The following is a 24,332-nucleotide window of genomic DNA, read 5'->3' as shown; positions in this document are numbered from 1 at the left end:
ACCACTCGTGGAGCCGTCGTTCTGTGAACGGGACATAGCTGCACCAACTTTCGACCTGGGCGTCGCTTCGGGGCGAAGTCTTGGATCGGCGGGGGTGCAATGGTTGCTGGTCCTCGTTGACGGGAGAAGTGGTTGCCACCCCCGGCATTGACGGGAGAGAAATGGTTGCTGACCACGTTTGGCGGTAGTCGAATGGTTGCAACACGCGTTACGACACGTGCGATTTGACTCCCGTCAACTTCTCAAGATCAGTGAGATCACCAAATCTGAAGTGCACCAACGCAACCAGTCCACCGAATCCGCCCTCGCTTCAGGCTCGTGGCGGAGCGGATGCACCGGCGTCTCCCCGGTTGCCGTTGACTGGCGTCTTGGGTCCCGGCCTGTCTACCTGGCGTCGCATCCGCTCGGACGCACTGTTACGAGTGGGACTTGGGGGAGGCGACACGCCGTAAACGCCTCCACCATGTCCCACTCGTCAGCCTGCACGCCGCGAACGGGGTATGGCAGCGACGGGGAGCGCGAGCTGAGCACCTGACTCCATATGTCGAACTAGAAATATTTCCCAAATGGCATATGATGAGGACATGACGGACTTCGGAAGCCTCGGCATGACAGAAGACGGCCGTTGGGCCGTCCGGTTCGAACGGGTGATTGCCCATCCGCAAGCGAAGGTTTGGCGCTCGCTCACCGAGACCGACCAGCTGCGGCACTGGTTTGTCGACATGCTCGACTACGACCGCACGCAGTTCTCTGTCGAGCCGGGAGCTCAGCTGGTATTCGTGGCGAAGGCAGGTGGCGCACCGACGTTCGGGAAAGTCAGCGAGGTCGAGCCGCCGCGCCTGCTGGAGTACAGCTGGGGCGACGAGGTACTGCGATGGGAGCTCGAACCACTCGGTGACGAAGCCTGTCGGCTCGTCTTCGTCAACGTGTTCGCCGACCGGGATGCAGCGCCCGGTCTCGGCGCTGGATGGCACGTCGGTTTGGATCGACTCGAATCTCATCTCGCCGGAGTTTCCGGTGTCGAAGCAGCTTGGGATCGGCTGACCGGGCACTATGCGCAAGCCTTCGCCTAAATCGGATCTGTTCGCCGTCCTGGCCGAGTCGAGTCGCCGCGAGATTCTCGATCTCCTGCGTGCAGGCGAACTGTCGGTCGGTGAGCTGGTGGAATCGGTCGATCTCGAGCAACCGACCGTGTCCAAACATCTTCGCCTGCTGCGTGAGGCAGGCTTGGTCGAAGTCCGCGTGGACGCGCGCCGCCGGCTGTACCGACTCCGCCCCGAACCCTTAGCCGACCTCGACAACTGGCTCGCCCCCTACCGCGCCGCCTGGACCGCTCGCTTCGACGCCTTGGACCGCCACCTGAACGCCACACCCGACGAACCAACGTGACACGGCGCGGCACCCGCCACTTCTCTCACGCCAACTCGTCAAGATTCGCATCGAGTGGGAACTGGTGGCGGGGGCTTCTTGGGCGATGCCGCCGTCAGTTCCCAGTGATCAATCGACCAACTCCAGACGGGGTCCGTGGCTCGGCGGGAAGTGGGGTGGTGTCAGCCTTGGGTGGCCATCCATTCGTTGACGCGGCGTTCGGCTTCTTCGCGGGAGACGTTTTCGACCTTGGTAATGACCGCCCAGCGGTGGCCGAAGGGGTCGATGACGACGCCGAAACGGTCGCCGGTGACGAAGGTTTGGGGTTCTTCGGCGCTGCGGGCGCCGTGCTGAACGGCGCGTTCGATGACGGCGTCGACGTCGGGGCAGTAGTGCACGATCGAGGTGTGTACCCATTCACCGTTGGGAGCGAGGACGCCGTTGTCGGGTATGGGCATGCCCATCTGAAGGGTGGAGTCGCCGATCTTGAGCTCGGCGTGCGCGGGCTGCCCGTCGGGCAGGTCGTTGCGGCTGAGCACTTCGGCGCCGAAGACTGCGGTGTAGAAGTCGATGGCCTTGTTGCCGTCGCCGACTGCGAGGAAACAGGTGATGGAGTGGTAGCCGTCTGCGATGGGGTTCACGGTGTTCGTCATGGGAACAATCCTGGTCGGCGGGCTGCTGGTGGTCTTGTAAGAAAGCGACACCGGCATCTCGGCAGCGGAGGGTGGTGAACGGGTGTCCGGCAGTACGGAATCCGAGCCGCAGCCGAATCCGGCGGTCCCCACGGACACCACCGGCATCCTGCATCCGGACGAGCAGGCCAAGTACCGTTCGCTGACGCGGCTGGCACCGGGCCCCGAGGTGAGTCGGTTCGTCGAGTGGTATTGGTCGGTGCGTTGGGATCTGCGGGGCAGGCCGTCGTACCACGCGGAGGTGCTGCCGTACCCGAGCATCAATGTGACGTTCGAGCGATCGGCCACTCGCACAGGCGGTTTCGTCAACGGTGTGTGTACGACCAAGTTCGTGCGGGAGCTCAGCGGCCAGGGGGAAACCTTCGGTGTGCGGTTCCGCGCGGGTGGCTTCGGCGCCTTCACCGGCTTGGATGTCGGCTCGTTCCGTGACTCCGCTGTCGCGTTGACCGAGGTCATGCCTGGTACGGACGCGCTGATCGAGCGGGTGCTCGATGCGTCGACCGACGAGGCCCGCCGTGTCGTGCTGGAGGAGTTCTTGAAGTCTCGTCCGGCAACCGACGATCCGACGTATCGCCAGGTGCTGCGCATCATCGAGGCGATGGCCCGCGACAAGGAGCTGACCAGAGTCGATCAGATCACCGAACGTTTCGACGTGCCGACCCGCACGTTGCAGCGGATGTTCCGGCGCTATGTCGGGGCGGGGCCGAAATGGGTGTTGCGCCGATATCGGCTGCAGGACGGCGCCGAACTGCTTGCCCGCGGACGTACCGAAGATCTCGCCACTTTGGCCGCGGAACTGGGATACTTCGATCAGGCGCACTTCTCGCGGGAGTTCACCGCGGAAGTCGGAATGGCTCCACTGGAATACGCCAAGAATTCGCTACGCTCGCGCAACGAGGTCACTGCAAAGGTCATGCCGACCGGGATGTAGTTGCCGGGCCGATCGTTTTCGACCATTCGACCGTAGGGCCCGGGAAGTATTTCTCGGATCGCTTAGTTGAATGTTGCACTACCTACCGTCAGCCGAATGAGGGAGCTGGTCATGGATGTTGTGGTGTTGATCGGGCGGGTGTTGTTTGCGGCGTTGTTCCTGGGCGCGGCCTTCGGGCACTTGACCCAAGCCGACGCGATGGCGCCCTATGCGGAGAGCAAGGGTGTTCCGATGGCGAAGTGGGGCGTGCTCGGTTCCGGAGTGGTGTTTGCCCTCGGCGGATTGAGCGTGCTGCTCGGCGTCTGGGCCGACCTCGGTTTCCTGGTGCTCGCGGCGTTGATGCTTGTCATTGCGGTGGTGATGCATCAGTTCTGGAAGGAGAGCGATGAGCAGGCCAAGCAGGCCGAGATGGTCAACTTCAACAAGAATGTGGCGCTGGCAGGCGCCGCGTTGATGCTGTTCGCGTTCTTTGCGCATGTCGAGGATCTGGGATTGACCGTCACCGGACCGCTTTTCCACCTCTGAACGGCGCGGCCGCGTTAATTGTGTGCGTCCCTTTTCGGGCAAGGAGAGGAAGGTATCGACATCGGCGGAGCCGTGCCCGGCATATTTTGGGCGAACTACCAAACGTGACCGTAATGGCACGGTGGTCCCAGGCTCCGCTCGGCTCGTCCGGCGGGCAAATCGCGCGCCGCGGCGGGCCGTCGTCATGTCGGATTGCTCCTGGTTTGTGACGAATATCCCACGGGGACAAGACCGTTCACCCTGGTTGTGCTTGGTCACAGATTCGCGGGCAGGCAATTGTGTCTGCGCTGGTTGGTCATGCCCTTACCGCATTTCCTGGCGAACATGTGGCGCCAATGCGGTACGGGCCCAGATGTGATGTGTTGCGATTTCTGTTATTTCCACTCGGTTTGCCGCTAGGGTCGACGCAAGTCGCTGCGCCGGTGCCGCGTCTTCGAGGGTGCACCGGACGTAGGCACCTGACCACCGCACAGTTGGAGGAGAAGATGACCGCCTACCGGACCATTGTCGTCGGTACCGATGGCTCGGACTCGTCGTACGTAGCCGTCGAAAAGGCCGCCGCTCTGGCTGGAGTGTCCGCCGCGACCCTCGTCATTGCGTGTGCGTACTACCCGACCGACGATCGCGACGTGGCCGCCGCCGCCGACGTGCTCAAGGAAGAGGCATACCAGGTGCGCGGGTCCGCCCCCACCAACGAGATCCTGCGGACCGCGCGGGACAAGGCCACCGCAGCGGGCGCCGTGGACATCGTCGAGCGTGCCGTCGTCGGCGAGCCCGTCGAGTCGCTGCTCACGCTGACCAAGGAGGTCGAGGCCGACCTGCTCGTCGTCGGTAACCGCGGCCTCAACACGCTGACCGGCCGCCTGCTCGGCTCGGTGCCGTCCGACGTAGCCCGCAAGTCCCGTTCGGACGTCCTGATCGTGCACACCACTCGCTGACCGAACCATCACGGCCGCGAACAAGCCGGGCATCCCGGCGGGTTCGCGGCCGTTTCGTTTGTCCCGGCCTGCCCGCCGCCGCATTGCCGCGCGGGCATGCCGGTGAGTCGGGGCCTGTTGTGAGCCCCGGCATGCCAGTGAGTCTGGTCCGTGGCGAGTCTGGTCCGTGGCGAGGCTGGTTCGTGGACCGCATGGTGGACCCGCTGGCGGTGCGCTGTCTCAGCCCAGTGCGCCGAGTACTTCCGGTAGGTCTTCGCTGTGCACCACACCGAGTCGCTGTGTCGCGCGGGTCAGCGCCACGTACAGGTCGTTGAGTCCGCGCGGTGACTCTTCCAGAATCGCCTGCGGCTCCACTAGATAGACCGCGTCGAACTCGAGGCCCTTCACGTCGTGCACCGTCAGCACTCGCACCGATTCCGCGGCCAGTTCGGCCAGTTCTTCGATCAGCGTGTGCGGCACGATCACCGCGGTCGTGCCCGGTCCGGTCTCGGTGGCCACCAACCGCGCGACCTCACCACGCACCTCGTCGGCGGCGACCCGATATGCGCGTGGCGGATGCCCGCTGTCGCGCACCGAGCGCGGCGCCGAGGCGGTCGGGTCGATCGCGGCGAGCACGTTCGCGGCTACGTCCATGATCTCGGCGGGCGTCCGGTAGTTGACGGTCAACTCGGTGAGCTTCCACCGTTTCGCCACATACGGTTCCAGCATCCGCTGCCACGAGGACGCGCCCGCCGGATCGCCGGTCTGCGCGACGTCGCCGACGACGGTGATCCACCGATTCGGGATGCGCCGCATCACCATGCGCCAGGCCATCTCGGAGAGCTCCTGCGCCTCGTCGACGATGACGTGGCCGTAGGTCCAGGTGCGGTCGCCTGCGGCGCGCTCTGCGGTGGTCTGCCGGACGCGCACGTCCTGGCGCTCGGCGAGCTGGCTTGCGTCGATCAGGTCGTAGGCCATCAGGATTTCCGGGTCGAGCTCGTCTTCGAGATCCTGTGGCGCAGAACCGGTCAGGATGTCGAGCGCGTCTTGTGCCTCGGCGAGCTGTGCGCGCCAGCGACGCCGCGACCGCTCGCGTTCCTCGGCGTCGTCGACGCCGAGCAGTTCGGCGAGCTCGTCGAGCAGCGGGGCGTCGGCGGCGCTGAATTCGCCGTTGTCCGAACGCACCAGCTCGGCGCGGTCGTCCGAGTCGAGTGAGCTGCCTGCGCGGTCGAGGCGCTGCGGGTCGGCAAGCAGGTCGGCGAGCACGTCCTGCGGCGACAGCAGCGGCCACAGCTTGCCGATGGCGTGCTGGATCTCCGGGTCGGCCCGCATCTCGTCGCGGATTTCGGCAATGTCGGTGCGGCTGAGCAGGCTCGGCCCGCCGGACAGGTCGCCGCCCATGGTTTCGGCGAGTTGCTCGGTGAGTGCGTCGATCACGGAGCTGGCGAAGATCGGCCTGGCCAGGTTGTGTGGTCGCCGTGAGGAGCGGGCCCGGCCGCGGGCCTTGGTGGCGATCTTGCGGTCCAGTGTCACCGGGTAGCCGTCGAAGCTGAGCCGGATCGGTTCGGGCGGCACTTCCTGCCGGTCGCGCACCGCCTGCTTGAGCACCTCGAGGATGCCGAGCGAGCCCTTGATCTCGCCGGCCCGCAACGAATCCTCGCGGGTCGCCTTCACACCCGGATACAGGTTGCCGATGGTCGACAGCAGCACGCCGGTCTCGCCGAGCGAGGGCAGCACCTGGCCGATGTAGTCGAGGAAGGTGGCGTTCGGCCCGATGATCAGCACGCCGCTCTTGGCCAGCTGCTGCCGGTAGGTGTACAGCAGGTACGCGGCCCGGTGCAGTGCAACGGCGGTCTTGCCGGTGCCTGGCCCGCCCTGCACCACGAGCACGCTCTTGTGCTCGGAGCGGATGATCGTGTCCTGCTCGTGCTGGATGGTCTCGACGATGTCGTTCATGTGACCGGTGCGCGCGGCGTTGAGCGCGGCGAGCAGCGCACTTTCGCTGCCGACGCCACCGTCGTCGTCGGTGGCGCCTGCCTGCCGCGCGGCGTTTAGGTCGAGGTATTCGTCGTTGATCGCGGTCACCTTGCGGTTGCGCGAGCGAATATGCCTGCGCCGGGTCACTCCGTCCGGTGCCGCGGTGGTGGCGAGGTAGAACGGGCGGGCCAGCGGGGCGCGCCAGTCGAGCAGCAGCGTCTCGTAGTCGTCCTTCTCGTCGAGGATGCCGAGCCTGCCGATGTAGCGATTTTCGTCGGCTAGATCGATCCGGCCGAAACACAAACCGTGTTCTGCCGCATCGTATTTGGCGAGGTCCTCGGTGTAGAGCTGGCTGAACGATTCGCGCTCGCTCCTGGCCTGTGGGGTGCCGCCGGATTCAAGCAGCACGGTGCGCAACCGGTTCCGCGCATAGTCGCGCATCTCGTCGAGTCGGTCGTAGAGCACCGACAAATACGCTTGTTCCTGCTCGGTCTCGCGGGTCAGCTCCGGCGCGCCGTCTTGGGTGGCACGGTCCTGAGTGAGGTCGGGCAAACTGAACTCCTTCACCGCGATGAGCCGAGAGAACGGTACACACGGACAGCACCGTGTACGCGAACGCTCGGAAAACAGAGTTGTCGAGTCTACTGCGATTACGGCGGGCTCGCCGCAACCGCAGGTGGGGTACCCGGGATCGCGTGTCCTATCGGTGTGTCGTCGCCGACAGGCACTGGTTCGATGCGCTCGACCACCGGGCAGTGGTCACAGAAGTGATGCAACAGTTCCTTCCACCGCAGGTATTCCGGTGCGCCAGGAAAAACCTTCGTGATCCCCGGGGCGGCCTCGTTCGACGTCGGCATCTGCGTGAATCATCAGCCGAGCAGCTCAGGACGCGTGCGTGCTGTTCGGTCGGCGGCTCTGGCTGACCGATCCTTCGCGGTGCCCGGACGGCTTGGCCCGATACATCGCCAGGTCCGCGTCGTGCAGCACGGCCTCGGGGGTGCGGCGGTCGCCGACGGTGAGCGGGGTGACGCCGATCGAGGCGTTCACCTCGATGCGGTGCCCGCGCGCGATGATCGGCTCGGCCATGCTGGCGCGCAGCCGCGAAACCAGTGCGTCGATGTCCACGCGCCGGGTGCGGCCGGACAGCAGCACCAGGAATTCGTCGCCGCCGAGCCTGCCGACGATGTCGTCGCTGCGCAGCGCGCGCTGCAACCGTTGCGCGACGATCTGCAGCACGGTGTCGCCGATGGCGTGCCCGAGCGTGTCGTTGATCGCTTTGAACCCGTCCAGGTCGATGAACAGCACCGTGGACACCGGCAGGTCCTCGCTGGTCGCCAGCGCGGCGGCCAGCTGGGAGAGCACCAGCGAGCGGTTCGCCAGCCCGGTCAGCGAGTCGTGCGTGGCCTGATACTCCAATTGCCTTCTGCTGGCCCGGAATTCGGTGATGTCGGCGAACGAGGAGACGGCGGAGGAGCGCGGGTCGTCCGGGTTGAGCAGCCTGCTGCTGCCGGAGAGCCAGCGGCGTTGTCCGTCGGCGCGGTCAACGCCGAAGACGTAGCCGGTGATCGTCTCGCCGGTGGCCAGCGTGCGGGCGATGGGGTGGCGGGTCGGCGGCAGCGGCTGCGCGTTGGCGTCGAGCAGGACCAGCGGCAGCGACTGGATGACCTGTCCGAGAATATCCGCGTCGTCGGTGTGCTCGGTGCCGAGGATGCGTTTGGCCGCCGGGTTGATCGATTCGATGCGGCCTTCCGGATCGATCACCACCACGCCCTCCTCCAACTGCGAGACGACCGAGGTGAAGTGCTGCTCGGCCAGGTGCTGTGCGGCTTCGGCGTGGCGCTGGGCGGTGAGGTCGTGGATGACCACCTGATAGGCGAGGTGGTCATGCCATGCGGTGAGCACCGACACCGTCTCCACCGGGATCGCGGCGCCGTCGACGCGGACCAACTGCATCTCGGTGGGCACCGACGCGGCGCCTTTGGTGTTGAGGTGGCTGATCCGGTCGAGCATGCCGGGAATCGAGTCGGGGTGGACGAATTGGGTGAGTGGCTTGCCGATGATGTCCTCGGCGCTTTCCGCGTGCAGCAAACGCACGGTAGCGGGGTTGACATAGACGACGACACCGCGCTCGTGCACGCAGATGCCGTCGGGCGTGTGCTCGACCAGAGAACGGTAGCGCTCAGCTAGCTGCTCGGCGGCGTCGACCGCAGCGGCTACCTTGTCCTCACCCACTCGAACCCCCGATCGTCGACCCGATTATGGCCATTGGAACATGGGATTATTCTGGTATCGACGTGTACAAGATCACAGCGTCGACGCTATTGCTTCGATCACAGTTCGGGCACTTAATCGGGCTCTGTCCGGTGATCATTACAGAACCGGGTTTCCTGGAAAATAACTGGCCGACCGCTGATCGGCCGGGAAATCTGGCGAAGGAGCGATGCTATGCCGGGCGGCAAGCCTAATCATCGACAACAGCATCAAGATCATATGACGTTGGCCGGAATCGGTGCAGTCACGGCCTACGGCTGGGGTCGCGAGGCGCTGTGGCAGGGACTGCTCAGCGGCAAGTCCGCCGCGTCCGTGCAACACGGGTACGGGCCCGGTCGCGACGAGGATGCTTGGGTGTCGCTGGTCCCCGACGGCGGCGATCCGGTGGTCAGCACCAGCCGGTACGGGCGGGCCATGCACGAGTCGGCCAGGGAAGCCATCACGGATGCGCTGGCACGCGGCTGGCAACCGGGCCGGACGGTCGGTGTGCTGCACGCGATCGTGCTCGGCGATGTGGTCAATTGGCGCGACTTCTACCTCGTCGACGGCGGTCATCGGAGCTCCCGCGACTACATGCGGCTGCTGCCGTCCACCCCGGTCTCGGTGCTGATGCAGGAGTACGGCTTTCACGGACCGGCCATGAACGTGTCCGCGGCGTGCAGCTCGGCCAATGTCGCGCTGGTCACCGCGCAGCTCTGGCTGGACGCAGGCATCGCCGACGACGTGGTGTGCATCGCCACCGACATGTCCGCGACCCCGGACATGGTCGAGCACTTCGTCCAGCTCGGGGCCGCGGTGTCCGACACCGAGCCGCTGGACGCGTGCCGCCCGTTCCAGGCGGGCAGCCGCGGGTTCGGCTTCGGCGAGGCCTCGGTCGCGTTCGTGCTGACTCGCTCGGCGGATCGGCCGTACGTCGCGGTGCTCGGCGGCGCGATGAACAACGACGCCTATCACGTGGTTTCGGTCGACCCGACGCACGCGCAGATCTTCGAATGCACCGCGCGCGCACTCGACAAGGCCGGGTTGGCCGCCGAGGACGTGCGGTACTTCAACGCGCACGGCACCGGCACCCGCCAATGCGACATGGCCGAACGGGATCTGATGAAAAACATGTTCGGCGACCAGCCGCACGTCTACGCGCTCAAACCGCTGACCGGCCACTGCCAGGGCGCGGCCGCAGGCGTCGAAGTGGCTGCTGCCGCGCTCGGCTACGAGCGGGGGATCGTGCCTGCCACACCGATTGTCGCGTCTGCGCATCCTCGATTATTAGACGGGCCAACGCCGTTCGAGGGCGGTATCACCGCAAAATTATCGTTGGGCATGGGCGGCAACAACTCCGTCGTGCTGTTAGGGCCGGTCGACTGACCTTCACGGCAGCGGGACCGACCAGCACAACCGGGTGCCAGGCAAATCAGTGCCTGCCGTCGCCTCGTCGGCCGGAGTGATGCCGAACTGCCCGCCTGCCTTCTCCGCTCGCTGCTCCAGATTGCGTAATCCACTGCGCACCACGTGATTCGGCACGCCCCAGCCGTTGTCGGTCACCACGATGGTCAAGTCGTCGTCGACGCTGATCGACACCGCTACGGTGTCGCCCCCCGAATGCCGGACCGCATTGCTGACCGCCTCGCGCACCACCGCCTCCGCGTCGTCAGCCAACTCCGCCTCCAGCACCGACAGCGGGCCGGACACCGAAAACGTCGCCCGCATCGGGCTTTCCGCGGTCTGTCGGCGAATCGCGTGCTCGATCCGCTGCTGCAGCGGATTGCCGTGGCCGCCGTGCAGGTCGAAGATCGAGGTGCGGATTTCCTGCACCACCTCCTGCAGATCGTTGACCACCGTCGAAAGACGTTGCCGCACTTCGGGAACAGTGGTCTTGGCGACCGCGCCCTGCAGGGTGATGCCGACGGCGAACAGGCGCTGGATGACGTGATCGTGCAGGTCGCGGGCGATGCGATCGCGGTCGGCCAGGATATCGATCTCGCGCATCCGATGCTGAGCGTCGGCGAGCTGCATGGCCAGCGCCGCCTGGTCGGTGAAGGCGGCGGTCAGCTCGACCAACTCGTCGGAAAACGGTGCGGCACCGGCCTGCCGCATCGTCGCAAGCACGCCGAGGGTGGTGTCGGGGGTGCACAGCGGGAGGATCAGCAGCGGACCCGCGCCGGGCAGGGTGATGCCGAGGTCGACGCTCTTCGCATCGTCGAAGCGCAGCGGGGTGCGGCGGATGAAGGCCTCGCCGAGCGCGGTGCCCTCGGTGCGCACGAGACTGCCCTCGTGATCCGGGCCTGGGCCGCACCAGTGCGTGATCATGAGTTCGGCGGGTGCCTGCCGCGAACTGCTCGGTCGCTCAGCGCTGCTCGTGTCCTTCGTGGTGGATGCGCCTGTTGTGCCGAACGGGCCTGTCGTGCCGAGTGGGCTTGTCGGGCCGAGTGGGCCTGCTGGGTTTGCCGGGCCGAGTGGGCCTGCCGGGCCCAGTGAGCCTGCCGGGCCGAGTGAGCCTGCTGGGCCGAGTGGGTTCGTTGTGCCACGCCTGCCCGGTGGGTCGGCCTGGCCGGGTGAGGCCGCTGTGTCGTGTGCCTCCGGTGGAGCCGCTGTGCCGTACGTGCTCGTCGCGTCGGGTGGGTCCGCAGGGCGGACAGTGCCGTGAGTGCCGGCCGCGTCGCGTGAGTTTGTGGTGCCGTGCGGGATCGTTGAGTCGGTGGTGCGAGCTGTGCCAGCCGCGCCGGGGAGGTCCGCAGGGCCGACAGTGCCGTGGGTGCGGGCCGCGTCACGCGTGCTTGTAGTGCTGTGCGGGACCGTTGAGTCGGTGGTGCCAGCGGTGCCGTATGCGTTGGTTGCGTCAGGTAGGTCTGCCGGGCCGGCAGTCTTATGTGAGCCTGCAGTGCGATCTGAGCTTGTAGTGCCATGCGGGACTGATGTGTTGGCGGTGCCTGCCGTGCCATAGGTGCCAGCAGCATCGGTTTTGCGGTGGGGGTCGGTTGGGTCGTGCGGATCTGCTGTGCCGTGCGCATCCGCTCGGTCTTGCGTGCCTGAGGAGCGGAGGAGGTCGGCTGGCTTGTGTGGGGTTGCTGTGCCGCGTGCGTTCGCTCGGTCCTGTGCGTCGCGGATGTATGCGTTCACTCTGTCCAGTACGTCGCGCACACCGTAGGGGTCGGCTCGGTCTTCGATGTCGGCTCGGTCCTCAGTGTCGTGCAGAACCGGCGTGCCGTTCGGTCCCACGCCGCCGAACACGTCGGAGCCGCTCAGATCCGGTGCGTCGTCGATGCTTTCGGGGTCGAAGAGCTCCATGAGGTGCGGGCCTGCCAGGAACGATCTATGCGAATTCGTCAGCGTGCGTGCGTGTTCCACGACGTGGGCCAGCACGCTGTCGGAGTGGGTGCCAGCCAGGAACTCGGTGGCGATGTCGCGGGTGGCGGCGATCCAAGCCTGTCTGGTGCGGGCCGAGTCGTAGAGCCGTGCGTTGTCGACCGCGATGCCTGCGGCGGCGGCGAGCGCCTGGACCAGCACGTCGTCATCGTCGGTGAACGGCTGGCCGCCCGCCTTTTCGGTGAGGTAGAGGCTGCCGAACACCTCGTCGCGGATGCGCACCGGCACGCCGAGGAAGGTGTGCATCGGCGGGTGGTGTTCCGGAAGGCCAACGGCGGCAGGGTGATTCGAGAGCTCTTCGAGACGCAGCGGCTTCGACTGATTGAACACGACACCGAGCACGCCGTGTCCGGCGGGCAGTCGTCCGATGGCGTCGCGGGTCGCGTCGTCCATCCCCTCGTCGATGAACTGCACCACCTGGTGGTCGTGGCCGCGCACGGCCAGTGCGCCGTAGCGGGCGTCGACCAGGCTGATGGCGGTGCGCACGATGGTGCGCAGGGTCTCGTCCAGGTCGAGGCCGGAGGTGACGGCGAGCATCGCCTCGACCAAACCGTCCATTCGGTCGCGAGAATCGAGGATGAGCTCAACGCGTTCCTTGACCTCGCTGAGCAATTCGCGCAGCCGCAGTTGCGAGAGGGTGTCGCGGACCGAATAGGGGTCGGTGCCGTGATCATCACTCATATCGGCTTCCCCTGTTGGCAGTGCGCCCCCGCCTGTAGTCCGGGTTGGCGACGGACACCGTCCTTCTGCTCGGCGTCGGACGCGTGAACTGCGCCTCGTGCCAGTCTAGTTGGGCAGCGCAGGCCCGCGCCGGTTCCTGCGCCTGTGCCTGCTCGGCCTCCGTGCGCCATCGGGACCTATCGGCCGATCGGGGACTTTCGGCCCTGTTCGCCAGACCGTTGCGATGGTGACATGACTTCGGGATCAGAAATCGAAAGCAGGGCGTGTCACATGAAGTCGTCTGGGCTGTTGCATACGTCGGTACCACAATATTGGCGCACCGCAGGTGATCTCGATCTTGCGGTGACCACGTCCGGCGACGTGCCTGCCATGGATGTCACGCGGGCGGTCCGCGCGATCGGCCGGGTGCTGCGGCGCCATCACCTGGACGCGGCGACCAGGGTGCGGGTCACCGCGCCCACCGAAGCCGACCAAGCGACCGTGGTGCAGGCCAACATTCGCTGCCAGGGCATCGCGACTCGCGTGCAGGTGACCGGCCCCGGTGGTTTCGCGGTCACCTTCGCCGCCGAACGACTCGACCGGCAGCTGGCGCGGCTGACGACGACCCAGCCCCGCGATTGGCCGGATCCGGCGCGACCGCCGCTGGCGGCGGTGACCGAACCACGTCCGATCGTGCGCCGCAAGCGTTATGTGCTGATGAAGTGCTCCGCGAACGAGGCGACCGCCGTGATGGACGCGATGGATTACGACGCGTACCTGTTCGTCGACGAGGAGTCCGGCGCGGACACCGTTGTCTACCGGGGTGATCCGCTCGGTGCGCGCCGAGCCGCCCATCGCACCGCGGTGTCGTTGCTCGCCCCGCCGCGCGCGGTGACCGCGCTCCCGCACCTCGTCGACTCGGCATCGGCACCCGTCCTCGACGACGACAAGGCCGCGATCATGCTCTGCGACAACGGCTTACCGTTCGTGTTCTACACCGACCCGGGGTCCGGCCGCGGTCGGTTGCTCTACCGGCGCTACGACGGCGATCTCACTCTCGTCACGCCGCGCTGACCTCACGTCGGTACTTCGAGGCTGCTGCCGAATGGGCCCATCGAGTATGAGCTTGGTCATACCATGGGTCGTCGTCCGATCGGCAACCCATCCGAAGCCGTTGCCGTGACGACTACTTCTGCAAACGCCACTGATGTGAGGAGTAGGTCTTGAACCGTGTCGGTGCTGTGCACGATGGAGTCGTCGATCCACCGGCGCCGAGCCACTCGGTGATCGGCAGGCGCTTTCGCGTCAACGACCACTACGAGGTCGGCAGGGAGAAGGTCAGGGAGTTCGCCAGGGCGGTGCAGAACCATCACCCCGTGCACTGGGACGAGACGGTCGCCGCGGCCTACGGGTATGCGGGATTGGTTGCGCCACCGACCTTTACCTGCGTGCTCGGTGGCATCGCGCAGGCGGCGTTGACCCAGATCCTCGACGACTACGACCTTGCCGCGACGGTGCAGACCGATCAGGTGCTGACCTTCCACCGCCCGCTGGTCGTCGGCGACCTGCTGACCAGTTCGCTTGCACTGCACTCGTTTCGGCGCGCGTTCGGCGGCGACCTGATGGTGGTGCAGAACATCGTGACCGACCAGCACGACCGCGCCGTTCTCACCGCGTACACCACGCTGATGGCGAGCACGGGCGACCTGGCGAACAAGGACGAGGTCGCCGCACTGATGTCCGCGATCGTGCGCCACGGCACCGTCTCCGAGCCCGTGCATCCGATCGGATTCACCCCGATCGATCCGGCCGAACCCGTTGTCACCGCTGAGGACTCGCGGACGAGCGGGCGCGCGTTACCGTTTGCCGCGGTGTCGGCGGGTGCGGTGCTGGCGCCGCACACGTTTCAGCTCAAGCACGGTGACCTGGTCAACTATGCCGGTGTCGCGGGTGACGCGAATCCGATCCACTGGCATTCCGGCGCTGCGACGCTCGTCGGACTCGATCGCGGTGTCGTCGCGCACGGCATGCTGACCATGGGCCTCGGCGCGGGCTACCTGAGCTCATGGCTCGGCGACCCCGGCGCCATCCAGGAGTACAGCGTGCGCATGACGAGCCCGGTTTACGTAGCGGCACAAGGCAGTAGCGAGGTCGAGTTCACCGGCCGGGTCAAATCCGTCGACGAGTCGAACGGCACCGCCACCGTGGCACTCACCGCAACCCATGCGGGCCGCAAGATCTTCGGCCGCGCCACGGCGGTCGTTCGCCTGTCCTGACGGCGTCGCTGCGCTCAGCTCAGCGGTGCGGCCCAGTGCACTCGGGTGCCGCCGCTCGCTCGGCGTTCGACGCTGCACGTGCCGTCCGACGCGACCGCCCGCTGCGCGAGATTCGCCAGCCCGCTGGGTATTACCGCGGCGGGCAGGCCGACACCGTTGTCCTCGACGCGGATGGTCAGCTCGTCGCCGACGGTGATCTGGATGGTCACGGCGTCGCCGCCGGAGTGCCGCACCGCGTTGCTGACCGACTCGCGCACCACGGCTTCCGCGTGGTCGGCCAGCGCGGGGCCGACCACCGACAGCGGTCCGTCGACGCCGAGCCGCGCCTGCATCGCGGTGTCCGCGGTCTGCTGGCGGATCGCGTTTTCCAGCCGTCGCCGCAGCGAGGTGCCCGCGCCGCCGTGCAGGTCGAAGATCGTCGTCCTGATCTCGTGCACGATCTCCTGCAGCCGGTCGATCTCGTCCGATAGTCGTTGCCGCACTTGCGGATCCTCGACCCTGGCGCTGGTGCGTTGCAGGCCGAGCCCGACCGCGAAGAGTCGTTGGATGACCTGGTCGTGCAGATCGCGCGCGATGCGGTCGCGGTCGGCGAGCACGTCGAGCTCGCGGGTGCGGCGCTGCGCGTCGGCGAGCTGCATGGCCAGCGCGGCCTGATCGGTGAACGCGGCGACGAGCGCGACGAGTTCCGCTGGGTAGGGCGCAGATTCGGGTGCACGCGAGATGATCAGCACACCGAGTCCGACGCCTGCCGTCTGCAGCGGCACGATCAGCGCGGGTCCCGCAATCGTCACCGGAGCGCCGAGATCGACGTCGCGTGCGTCGGTCAAATGCACCACTGTGCGTTCCGCGAACGCCTTGCCCGCTGCGGTGTCGGTGAGGTGCACGGTGGGCGCGCCGTCCGGGGCGTTCGTGCCCGACCATTGCGTGACAAGAAGTTCCGTGGCCTCCTCGGGCGGGATGCCCGCGTCGAGCACGGCGAGAATCGCCTGCGCCGACCCGGTCAGCGTGCGCGCCCGCTGCACGGCCTGCGCGAGCACCCGGCGCGGCTCGGTGCCTGCGAGGAACTCGGTGGCGATGTCCCTGGTCGCCTCGCTCCACGCCTGCCTGGTGCGGGCCCACTGGAAGAGCCGGGCATTGTCGACGGCGACGCGGGCGGCCGTGTCAACGACGGCGCGCAGCATGTCGAGTACTGCGTGCGGGACAGCGTCCGTCATGGCGCGGTTCAGCGGTCGCCGAGCTTGCTGGCCAGCACCGCCGCCTGGGTTCGCCGCTCCATGCCGAGCTTGGCGAGCAGCCGCGACACGTAGTTCTTCACCGTCTTCTCCGCCAAGAACATTCGGGCCGCGATCTGCCGGTTGGTGAGTCCTTCGCCGAGTAGCTCGAGCAGCCTGCGCTCCTGCTCGGTGAGCCCGGCCAGCGGTCCGTCGTCGTCGGCGCTGTCGCGTAGGCGGGCGCGCAACGCGGCGGCCGCGCGATTGTCGAGCAGCGAACGGCCCGCGCCGACCGCCTTGATCGCCGCGGCCAACTCCATACCCTTGATGTTCTTCACGACGTATCCGCTTGCCCCGGCCAGAATCGCGTCGAGCATCGCCTGCTCGTCGGTGTAGGAGGTGAGGATCAGACAGCGCAGCCCGTCGACCTCGGCGAGCAGATCGCGGCAGAGCTCGATGCCGTTGCCGTCCGGCAGCCGGACATCGAGCACCGCGACATCGGGGCGCAGCGCGGGAATGCGGGCCATCGCCTGCGCGACGTCGCCCGCCTCGCCGATCACCGTCAGCTCGGGGTCGCCCTCCAGCAGATCGATCAGACCGCGCCGGACGATTTCGTGGTCGTCAACGAGAAAAACTTCGAGCACGGCAGCCTCCTGGCGTCGTCTACCTGGCCGAATCAGCAGTCTCGAAATGCCAGAGTAGACACCGGCGTTCCGGGTAAGCTTGCAATGAAGTCAACCAGAGGGGGCCTGGGCATCGGAGCCATAAGGCTCATGTTGCGTGGGAACTCGAGCGATGACGTATTCAGCGACACTAAATTTCAGTACGATCTTCGGTCCCTCACAGGCTTGTCCTGGATGTGGATCCACTGTCGTAGACACCCTTGCCGATGCTCAATCACGTTGTGCCGGTTGCGGCGCGCAGTGGGGCGCTGCACAGGAGGGTAGACGCGACGAAAAGCGCGGCGTCCTATGAGAATCGGGCAGATAGTCCCGCCGTGGGTGCCGGTACCTCCGCCTGCCTACGGCGGCACCGAATCGGTGGTCGGCAATCTTGCCGTCGGTCTCGACCTGCTCGGACACGACGTACACCTGTTCACGGTGGGTGAGTCCACCTGCCCGGTCCACCGGTATTCGCTGTACGAGCATCCGACCGCGCAGATCGGTGTCGGCGAAGCAGAACTGATGCATGTGCTCGCGGCCTACGAGACGTTCTCCGATCTCGACATCATCCACGACCACACCTCGCTCGGCCCGTTCGTCGGCGCGACCCACAACGGGCCGCCGGTGGTGGTCACCAACCATGGCCCGTTCTCGGCGATGCGCCAGGAGCTGTTTCGCTCGATGGCGCGCCACGCCCACATCGTCGCGATCTCCGAGGCACAGCGGCACATGGCGGGCACCGTGCCGATCGCCGGAGTGATCCGGCACGGAATCGACCTCGGCGCTTACCGATACGGCCCTGGTGGCGGCGGTTACGTGGTGTTCGTCGGGCGGATGAACGAGGAGAAGGGCGTGCACCGCGCGGTGCAGATCGCCAGGCTGGCCCGACGCAAGCTGCTCATGATCACGAAGATGCGCGAACCCGAGGAGCGGCGCTACTACACTGAGCGCGTGCGTCCACTGATGGGCCCCGACGACCCCGAACCGCGCGAGGAACCACTGGCGCGCCGGGTCGAGCTGGTGCGCCACGCGGACGCGCTGATCAATCCGATCGAGTGGCCGGAACCCTTCGGGCTCGTCATGGCCGAGTCGTTGGCCTGCGGCACACCGGTTCTGGCGTTCCCCAACGGGGCGGCACCCGAGATCGTCGAGCACGGCAAGACCGGATTCCTGTGTCGCGACGTCGACGAGATGGTGGACGCGCTCGACGCCGTGCCGACCATCGATCGCCGCGCCTGCCGCGCCGCCGCCGAACAGCGCTTCGGCAGGCTGCGGATGGCCCGCGATCACGAGCGGCTGTATCGCAGCATCCTTGCTGATGAGCGCGCCACCCGGGCGATGGCACCGGCGCCGGTGGCGTGAACCGAGGGCGCAGCGTGGGGTCGCGCGACGGAGTCGAGTGCCAGCGCGGCGAGCGCCTGCGAGTGAGCCGAAGGCACAGCGCTGCAGCGCACGACGGAGCCGAGCCTCAGGGAGGCGGAGTCGTGAGTAAGAGTCGGCGAGTGAGCCGAGGGCACAGCGCGGTCGCGCACGACGGAGTCGAACCTCAGCGAGGTGGAGTCGTGAGCGTCGGTAGGGCGACCTTGTGACCCATCCCTGGGGAGACGGGGCTGACACGACCGGTCCACGGACCATCGGTGCCGGCGTCACGTTGGTCGAGGGCTCGACGTTCTGCATCAGCGACGTCGGCGGCTCGATCAGCCCGAATCGCCCGGAGGGCTTGTTCGTTCGCGACACCAGGGTGCTGTCGCATTGGCGACTGACCGTCGACGGGACGGAACCGCAGCCGCTCACCGTGCGCTACGACGACCCGTACAGCGCGACCCTGCTCGCCCGCACCGCGCCGCGGGCAGGCATCGCCGACAGCACGGCGCTGGTGATCGTCGCCCGGCATGTCGGCGACGGCATGCGCGAGGACCTGACCGTGCGCAACCTGTCCGGCGCACCGCTGGAATGCACGATCGTGCTGGAACTCGACGCCGATTTCGCCGACCTGTTCGAGGTGAAAGAGGGTCGCACCGGCCACGATGTGGTCACCGCTGCACGCGCGATGGACGGCGCGGTCGAGATCCAGCGCGACGAGCTCGACATGGCGGTGACCGTCATCGGCAGCAACGGTCGCGCGACCGGCCGCGAATTGCACTGGGACGTCAAGCTTCCCGGACGCGGCGAATGGTCGTCGTGCATCGAGTATCTGCCCGCGCTCGGCACCGGCGCTGCGCCGCCGCGCTATCCGTGCGGCACCCCGGTCAATCGCAGCGCGCCCGCGCAGCGACTGCGCGAGTGGTATGCGAATTCGCCGACCGTGCAGACCGACGACGAGACGCTGGCCGCGGTGTTGCAGCGCACCGTCACCGATCTCGGTGCGCTGCGCATTTTCGACCCAGACCATCCGGAGCGCTCGGTGGTCGCCGCAGGCGCGCCGTGGTTCATGGCGTTGTTCGGCAGGGACTCGCTGCTCACCTCGTGGATGGTGTTGCCGCTCGACCGCAGGCTGGCCGTCGGCACGCTGCAGAGCCTGGCCGGTTTGCAGGGCGCCGAGGTGCACGCGGCGACCGAGGAACAGCCGGGCCGGATCCCGCACGAGGTGCGGTTCGGGCGGGCCGCGACACTGCTGCTCGGCGGCGGCACCGCGTACTACGGAACTGCCGACGCCACTCCGCTTTTCGTGATGCTGCTCGGTGAACTGCAGCGCTGGGGCCTGGATGCGGGGATCAGGGACGAGCTGTTGCCGCACGCGGATCGCGCGCTGGAATGGATCGAGCACTACGGCGACGTCGACGGTGACGGGTTCGTCGAATACGAGCGTGCCGCCGAACACGGCCTGGCCAACCAGGGGTGGAAGGACTCGTGGGACGGGGTCAATTTCGCCGACGGCACGCTGCCCGAGGCGCCGATCGCGCTCGCCGAGGTGCAGGGTTACGTCTACGCGGCGTATCGCGCGCGGGCCACGCTCGCGGCTGGTAGCGGCGACCATGCGACCGCCGAGCGGTGGCGGGCCAAGGCTCTGCAGCTGAAAACCGCCTTCAACGAGGCCTTTTGGCTGCCGGAGCAGGGATGGTTCGCGATCGGGCTCGACCGGGACAAGCGCCCGATCGACGCGCTGACCTCGAACATCGGGCACTGCCTGTGGACCGGGATCATCGACGACGACAAAGCCGAGCGCGTCGCCGACCACCTGCTGTCGCCGGAGATGTTCAGTGGCTGGGGGATTCGCACGCTGGCCACCTCGATGGGCGCGTACAACCCGGTCAGCTATCACAACGGTTCGATCTGGCCGCACGACAACGCGATCTGCGCGGCGGGCCTGATGCGCTACGGCTACACCGAGCACGCGAACCGAGTGGTCTCCGCGGTGCTCGACGCCTCGACCCGATTCGGCTACCGACTGCCCGAGCTCTTCTGCGGATTCGATCGCGTCGAATTCGACATCCCGGTGCCGTATCCGACGTCCTGTTCCCCGCAAGCGTGGGCCGCTGCCGCGCCACTGCTGTTTCTGCGTACGCTGTTGAGACTGGAACCGAGCGTTCCGGAGGGGGTGCTGTCGGTTGCGCCGGTGGTCCCCGCCCGCTATCTGCCGCTGCGTGTCAGCGGCCTGCGCGTGGGTTCGGATGTGCTGACGGTGAGCGTCGACACGGAGGGCTGGCAGGTCCGCGGATTGTCCGGTGACCTGCGGCGGACCGAGGACTGACCGCCTGCGGAACGCGCTCGGAAAAACTTGTCGGTGGGCACGCCTAGCATGACGGCGGGATACGTCTGAACGCCGTTTGTTGGTTGATGCCGAACACGATCGAGAAGGGACTCACCTGGTGGCGGAACGCCTCACTGTGCGCGGAGCTCGGGAGCACAACCTGAAGGGGGTCGACCTCGACCTGCCCCGCGACAGTCTCATCGTGTTCACCGGGCTGTCCGGCTCCGGTAAGTCGAGCCTGGCGTTCGACACGATCTTCGCCGAGGGTCAGCGGCGCTACGTGGAATCGCTGTCGGCCTACGCCCGGCAGTTCCTCGGGCAGATGGACAAGCCGGACGTCGACTTCATCGAAGGTCTCTCGCCTGCGGTGTCGATCGACCAGAAGTCCACCAACCGCAACCCGCGCTCGACCGTCGGCACCATCACCGAGGTGTACGACTACCTGCGGTTGCTGTACGCACGCGCGGGCACGCCGCACTGCCCGGTCTGCGGTGAGTTGATCGCGAAGCAGACGCCGCAGCAGATCGTCGACCAGGTGCTCGCCATGGAAGAGGGCGTCAAGTTCCAGGTGCTCGCGCCGGTGGTGCGCACCCGCAAGGGTGAGTTCGTCGACCTGTTCGAGCAACTGAACACCCAGGGCTACTCCCGGGTCCGGGTCGACGGCGTGGTGTACCCGCTGACCGATCCGCCGAAGCTGAAGAAGCAGGAGAAGCACGACGTCGAGGTCGTGGTCGACCGCCTTGCCGTCAAGCCGAATTCCAAACAGCGCCTCACCGATTCGATCGAGACCGCGCTGCGGTTGGCCGACGGGATCGTCGTCCTCGACTTCGTGGATCGCGACGAGCACGCGCACGATCGCGAGCGGCGCTTCTCCGAGCGGCTGGCCTGCCCGAACGGGCATCCGCTCGACATCGAAGACCTGGAACCCCGGTCGTTCTCGTTCAACTCGCCCTATGGCGCGTGCCCGGATTGCACCGGCCTCGGCATCCGCAAGGAGGTCGATCCGGAACTGGTGGTGCCCGATCCGGCGCTGAGCCTGAACGAGGGTGCGATTGCGCCGTGGTCGCGCGGGCAGACCGCGGAGTACTTCACCCGGTTGCTGTCCGGGCTTGCCGAATCCGTCGGGTTCTCGATGGACACCGCGTGGGAAGACCTGCCGCTCAAGGCGCGCAAGGCGGTGCTGGAGGGCAGTTCCGACCAGGTGCACGTCTCCTACACCAATCGGTACGGGCGGAAGCGTTCGTACTACGCCGATTTCGAGGGCGTGATGCCGTTCCTGCAGCGGCGCATGGACAACACCGAGTCCGAGCAGATGAAGGAGCATTACGACGGGTACATGCGTGATGTGCCGTGCCCCGTCTGTGATGGCGCCCGGCTGCGGCCCGAGATCCTCGCGGTCACCATCAGTGCCGGTGGCGACAACAAGTCCATCGCCGATGTCAGTGATCTGTCGATCGGCGACTGCTCGGCGTTTCTGAACTCGCTCACGCTGGGGGAGCGGGAAGCGGCGATCGCGGGGCAGGTGCTGAAGGAAGTCCAAGCGCGCCTCGGGTTCCTGCTCGATGTCGGCCTGGAATATCTGACGCTGTCGCGCGCCGCTGCCACGCTGTCCGGCGGTGAAGCGCAGCGCATCCGGCTCGCGACCCAGATCGGTTCCGGGCTCGTCGGCGTGCTGTATGTGCTGGACGAGCCGTCCATCGGCCTGCATCAGCGGGACAACCGACGGCTCATCGAAACCCTCACGCGGCTGCGGAATCTCGGCAACACGCTGATCGTCGTCGAACACGACGAAGACACCATCCGCGCCTCCGACTGGGTGGTCGACATCGGCCCGCTGGCCGGTGAACACGGTGGGCGGGTCGTGCACAGCGGCCCGTACCAAGAGCTGCTCACCGATCCCGAATCCCTCACCGGCGCCTACCTTTCCGGTCGGGAACGGATCGAAGTGCCGATGGTGCGCCGGCCGATCAGCAAGAAGCGGCAGCTCACCGTGGTCGGAGCGACCGAGCACAACCTCAAAGGCATCGACGTCAGCTTCCCGCTCGGCGTGCTCACCGCGGTCACCGGTGTCTCCGGCTCCGGCAAATCGACCTTGGTGAACGACATTCTGGCGACGGTGCTCGCCAACAAGCTCAACGGTGCGCGGCAGGTACCCGGCAGGCACACCAGGATCAACGGCTTGGACAACCTGGACAAGCTCGTCCAGGTCGATCAGTCGCCGATCGGGCGCACCCCACGCTCCAACCCCGCCACCTACACCGGCGTCTTCGACAAGATCCGCACCCTGTTCGCCTCGACCACCGAGGCGAAGGTGCGCGGCTACCAGCCCGGCCGATTCTCGTTCAACGTCAAGGGCGGACGCTGCGAAGCCTGCTCCGGCGACGGCACGCTGAAGATCGAAATGAACTTCCTGCCGGACGTTTACGTCCCGTGCGAGGTCTGCCACGGTGCCCGCTACAACCGGGAAACCCTCGAAGTGCACTACAAGGGCAAGACCATCGCCGAGGTCCTCGACATGTCCATCGAGGAAGGCGCCGAATTCTTCGAGCCGATCAGCTCGATCCACCGCTACTTGAAGACATTGGTGGACGTGGGCCTCGGGTATGTGCGGCTCGGCCAGAGCGCGCCGACGTTATCCGGTGGTGAAGCACAGCGAGTCAAGTTGTCGGCGGAACTGCAGAAACGCTCCACCGGCCGTACCGTCTACATCCTCGACGAACCGACCACCGGACTGCACTTCGAAGACATCCGGAAGTTGCTCAAGGTGATCAACGGTTTGGTCGACAAAGGCAACACGGTGATCGTCATCGAACACAACCTGGACGTCATCAAGACCTCCGACTGGGTGATCGACATGGGCCCAGAGGGCGGTTCCGGCGGTGGAACCGTGGTCGCCGAAGGCACCCCGGAAGATGTTGCGGCGGTAGCGGAAAGCTACACCGGGCAGTTCCTCCGTGGGGCGCTGGACCAGCCTGCCGCATCGAAGGCGGTGAAGAAGGCTCCGGCGAAGAAGGCAACGGCGACGAAGGCGGCTACAAAGACGCCTGCGACGACGGCACCTGCCAAGAAGGCTCCGGCGAAGAAGGCGGCCAGTACGGCGGAAAAGCCGACCGAGGCACAGGTGGCGGCGAAGGCGGCCACGAAGCGGTTGTCCCGAAAGGCTGCTGCCCTTCGCTGATTGGGCTGTCACCACCGTCATGTCCCGTTCGGTGAGAAGCACTCTCACGAGTGGTACATGGTGGAGGCGACACGCCGTAAACGGCTCCACCATGTCCCGTTCGTGAACCTCCACCCGCGCGAACGGGACATGGCTGCACCAACTCTCGCGCCGGATCCACTCTGAGGTGGCAGGTCCTGCATCGGCGTGAGAGAAGTGGTTGTCGGCCCGTCGGCGTGAGAGAAGTGGTTGCCGAGGCTCGTTGGCGTGAGAGAAGTGGTTGCTGAACCTGATCGGTGTGAGAGAAGTGGTTGCGGCGCGTGTCGCGACACGCGCCAGTTCTCTCACGCCAACCCTTCAAGATCGATTTGAAGGTCTGCGAGCCGGACCACTGGCCGATGCCTCGGGGACGGCTGCGACCCCGTCGACGGTAGTCAAATGGTTGCTGATGCCCGTTGACGGGAGTCTTATGGTGGCAAGACCCGCCGAGAGGCCCACCATTGGACTCCCGTCAACTTCCCAAGATCACTTTCCCGCAAGATCTTTGGACCGAACCTTCAAGCCGTGTGCGAGGAACTTGGCGGAGCGCCGAGCCCTGGATCGACGGGAGAGAAATGGTTGCTACCCGTTG

The 24,332-nt window shown here is 66.6% G+C and carries 17 protein-coding genes; 11 read left to right on the top strand and 6 right to left on the bottom strand.

The genetic code is table 11. The features are described 5' to 3' along the window. Nucleotides 1-584: 584 nt before the first annotated feature. Nucleotides 585-1,073 carry an SRPBCC domain-containing protein gene (locus NA11_RS30740; protein WP_069165579.1) on the top strand — a complete coding sequence of 163 codons (489 nt, stop codon included), beginning with the start codon at nt 585-587 and terminating at the stop codon, nt 1,071-1,073. Beyond that, the gene (locus NA11_RS30735; RefSeq protein WP_069165536.1) at nt 1,054-1,389 is read left to right on the top strand and encodes an ArsR/SmtB family transcription factor; all 336 of its coding nucleotides are present in this window, start codon (nt 1,054-1,056) and stop codon (nt 1,387-1,389) included. Before NA11_RS30740 ends, NA11_RS30735 begins: the two co-directional genes overlap by 20 nt. Nucleotides 1,390-1,550: 161 nt before the next feature. On the opposite strand, the gene NA11_RS30730 is transcribed toward NA11_RS30735, so the two are convergent. Further along, on the bottom strand, nt 1,551-2,021 hold the full coding sequence (locus tag NA11_RS30730) for a VOC family protein (protein WP_069165535.1): 471 nt from the start codon (nt 2,019-2,021) through the stop codon (nt 1,551-1,553). A gap of 82 nt (nt 2,022-2,103) precedes the next feature. On the opposite strand from NA11_RS30730, the gene NA11_RS30725 reads away from it, so the two are divergent. The 3 genes from NA11_RS30725 (at nt 2,104) to NA11_RS30715 (ending at nt 4,454) form a co-directional block, all read left to right on the top strand. Further along, nucleotides 2,104-2,991 carry a helix-turn-helix domain-containing protein gene (locus tag NA11_RS30725; protein WP_069165534.1) on the top strand — a complete coding sequence of 296 codons (888 nt, stop codon included), beginning with the start codon at nt 2,104-2,106 and terminating at the stop codon, nt 2,989-2,991. Nucleotides 2,992-3,087: 96 nt separating this feature from the next. After that, nucleotides 3,088-3,516 carry a DoxX family protein gene (locus tag NA11_RS30720; RefSeq protein ID WP_245746276.1) on the top strand — a complete coding sequence of 143 codons (429 nt, stop codon included), beginning with the start codon at nt 3,088-3,090 and terminating at the stop codon, nt 3,514-3,516. Between the two features lie 485 nt (nt 3,517-4,001). After that, nucleotides 4,002-4,454, top strand: coding sequence for a universal stress protein (locus tag NA11_RS30715; protein WP_069165577.1), 453 nt, complete (start codon nt 4,002-4,004; stop codon nt 4,452-4,454). 219 nt (nt 4,455-4,673) lie between these two features. Here NA11_RS30715 and NA11_RS30710 read toward each other — a convergent pair whose 3' ends face one another. Next, complete coding sequence (locus tag NA11_RS30710) at nt 4,674-6,962, bottom strand: HelD family protein (protein ID WP_069165576.1); 2,289 nt, start codon at nt 6,960-6,962, stop codon at nt 4,674-4,676. A 330-nt stretch (nt 6,963-7,292) separates the two neighbouring features. Then, nucleotides 7,293-8,642: a diguanylate cyclase domain-containing protein gene (locus NA11_RS30700; protein WP_069165532.1), complete on the bottom strand. Its 1,350-nt coding sequence runs from the start codon at nt 8,640-8,642 to the stop codon at nt 7,293-7,295. 258 nt (nt 8,643-8,900) lie between these two features. Here NA11_RS30700 and NA11_RS30695 point away from each other — a divergent pair, with 258 nt between their 5' ends. Then, nucleotides 8,901-10,046, top strand: a complete 1,146-nt coding sequence (locus tag NA11_RS30695; protein ID WP_069165531.1) for a beta-ketoacyl synthase N-terminal-like domain-containing protein — start codon at nt 8,901-8,903, stop codon at nt 10,044-10,046. Between the two features lie 3 nt (nt 10,047-10,049). Here NA11_RS30695 and NA11_RS46745 read toward each other — a convergent pair whose 3' ends face one another. Continuing rightward, entirely contained in the window at nt 10,050-12,725 is a 2,676-nt protein-coding gene (locus NA11_RS46745) for a GAF domain-containing protein (protein WP_245746274.1), read from the bottom strand. 270 nt (nt 12,726-12,995) lie between these two features. On the opposite strand from NA11_RS46745, the gene NA11_RS30680 reads away from it, so the two are divergent. After that, the gene (locus NA11_RS30680; RefSeq protein ID WP_069165530.1) at nt 12,996-13,778 is read left to right on the top strand and encodes a sigma 54 modulation/S30EA ribosomal C-terminal domain-containing protein; all 783 of its coding nucleotides are present in this window, start codon (nt 12,996-12,998) and stop codon (nt 13,776-13,778) included. Between the two features lie 149 nt (nt 13,779-13,927). Continuing rightward, nucleotides 13,928-14,980 (top strand): fused (3R)-hydroxyacyl-ACP dehydratase subunits HadA/HadB, encoded by a 1,053-nt coding sequence (locus NA11_RS30675; protein ID WP_069165529.1) that lies wholly within the window; start codon nt 13,928-13,930, stop codon nt 14,978-14,980. Between the two features lie 14 nt (nt 14,981-14,994). Here NA11_RS30675 and NA11_RS30670 read toward each other — a convergent pair whose 3' ends face one another. Continuing rightward, nucleotides 14,995-16,194 carry a sensor histidine kinase gene (locus NA11_RS30670; RefSeq protein ID WP_069165528.1) on the bottom strand — a complete coding sequence of 400 codons (1,200 nt, stop codon included), beginning with the start codon at nt 16,192-16,194 and terminating at the stop codon, nt 14,995-14,997. 8 nt (nt 16,195-16,202) lie between these two features. Continuing rightward, on the bottom strand, nt 16,203-16,835 hold the full coding sequence (locus tag NA11_RS30665; RefSeq protein WP_069165527.1) for a response regulator transcription factor: 633 nt from the start codon (nt 16,833-16,835) through the stop codon (nt 16,203-16,205). 357 nt (nt 16,836-17,192) lie between these two features. Here NA11_RS30665 and NA11_RS30660 point away from each other — a divergent pair, with 357 nt between their 5' ends. The 3 genes from NA11_RS30660 (at nt 17,193) to uvrA (ending at nt 23,722) form a co-directional block, all read left to right on the top strand. Next, nucleotides 17,193-18,215: a glycosyltransferase gene (locus NA11_RS30660; protein ID WP_218023408.1), complete on the top strand. Its 1,023-nt coding sequence runs from the start codon at nt 17,193-17,195 to the stop codon at nt 18,213-18,215. A 223-nt stretch (nt 18,216-18,438) separates the two neighbouring features. Then, nucleotides 18,439-20,544 carry an amylo-alpha-1,6-glucosidase gene (locus NA11_RS30655; RefSeq protein WP_069165525.1) on the top strand — a complete coding sequence of 702 codons (2,106 nt, stop codon included), beginning with the start codon at nt 18,439-18,441 and terminating at the stop codon, nt 20,542-20,544. Nucleotides 20,545-20,662: 118 nt separating this feature from the next. Continuing rightward, a complete protein-coding gene (gene uvrA / locus NA11_RS30650) occupies nt 20,663-23,722 on the top strand; it encodes an excinuclease ABC subunit UvrA (RefSeq protein WP_069165524.1) in 3,060 nt (1,019 codons plus the stop codon). The last annotated feature ends 610 nt before the right edge of the window (nt 23,723-24,332 follow it).

The sequence above is a fragment of the Nocardia altamirensis NBRC 108246 genome (assembly GCF_001612685.1).
Taxonomy (GTDB): Bacteria; Actinomycetota; Actinomycetes; order Mycobacteriales; family Mycobacteriaceae; genus Nocardia; species Nocardia altamirensis.
Note: the sequence above shows the minus strand (reverse complement) of the source record. Positions and strands in the feature narration are given on the sequence as shown.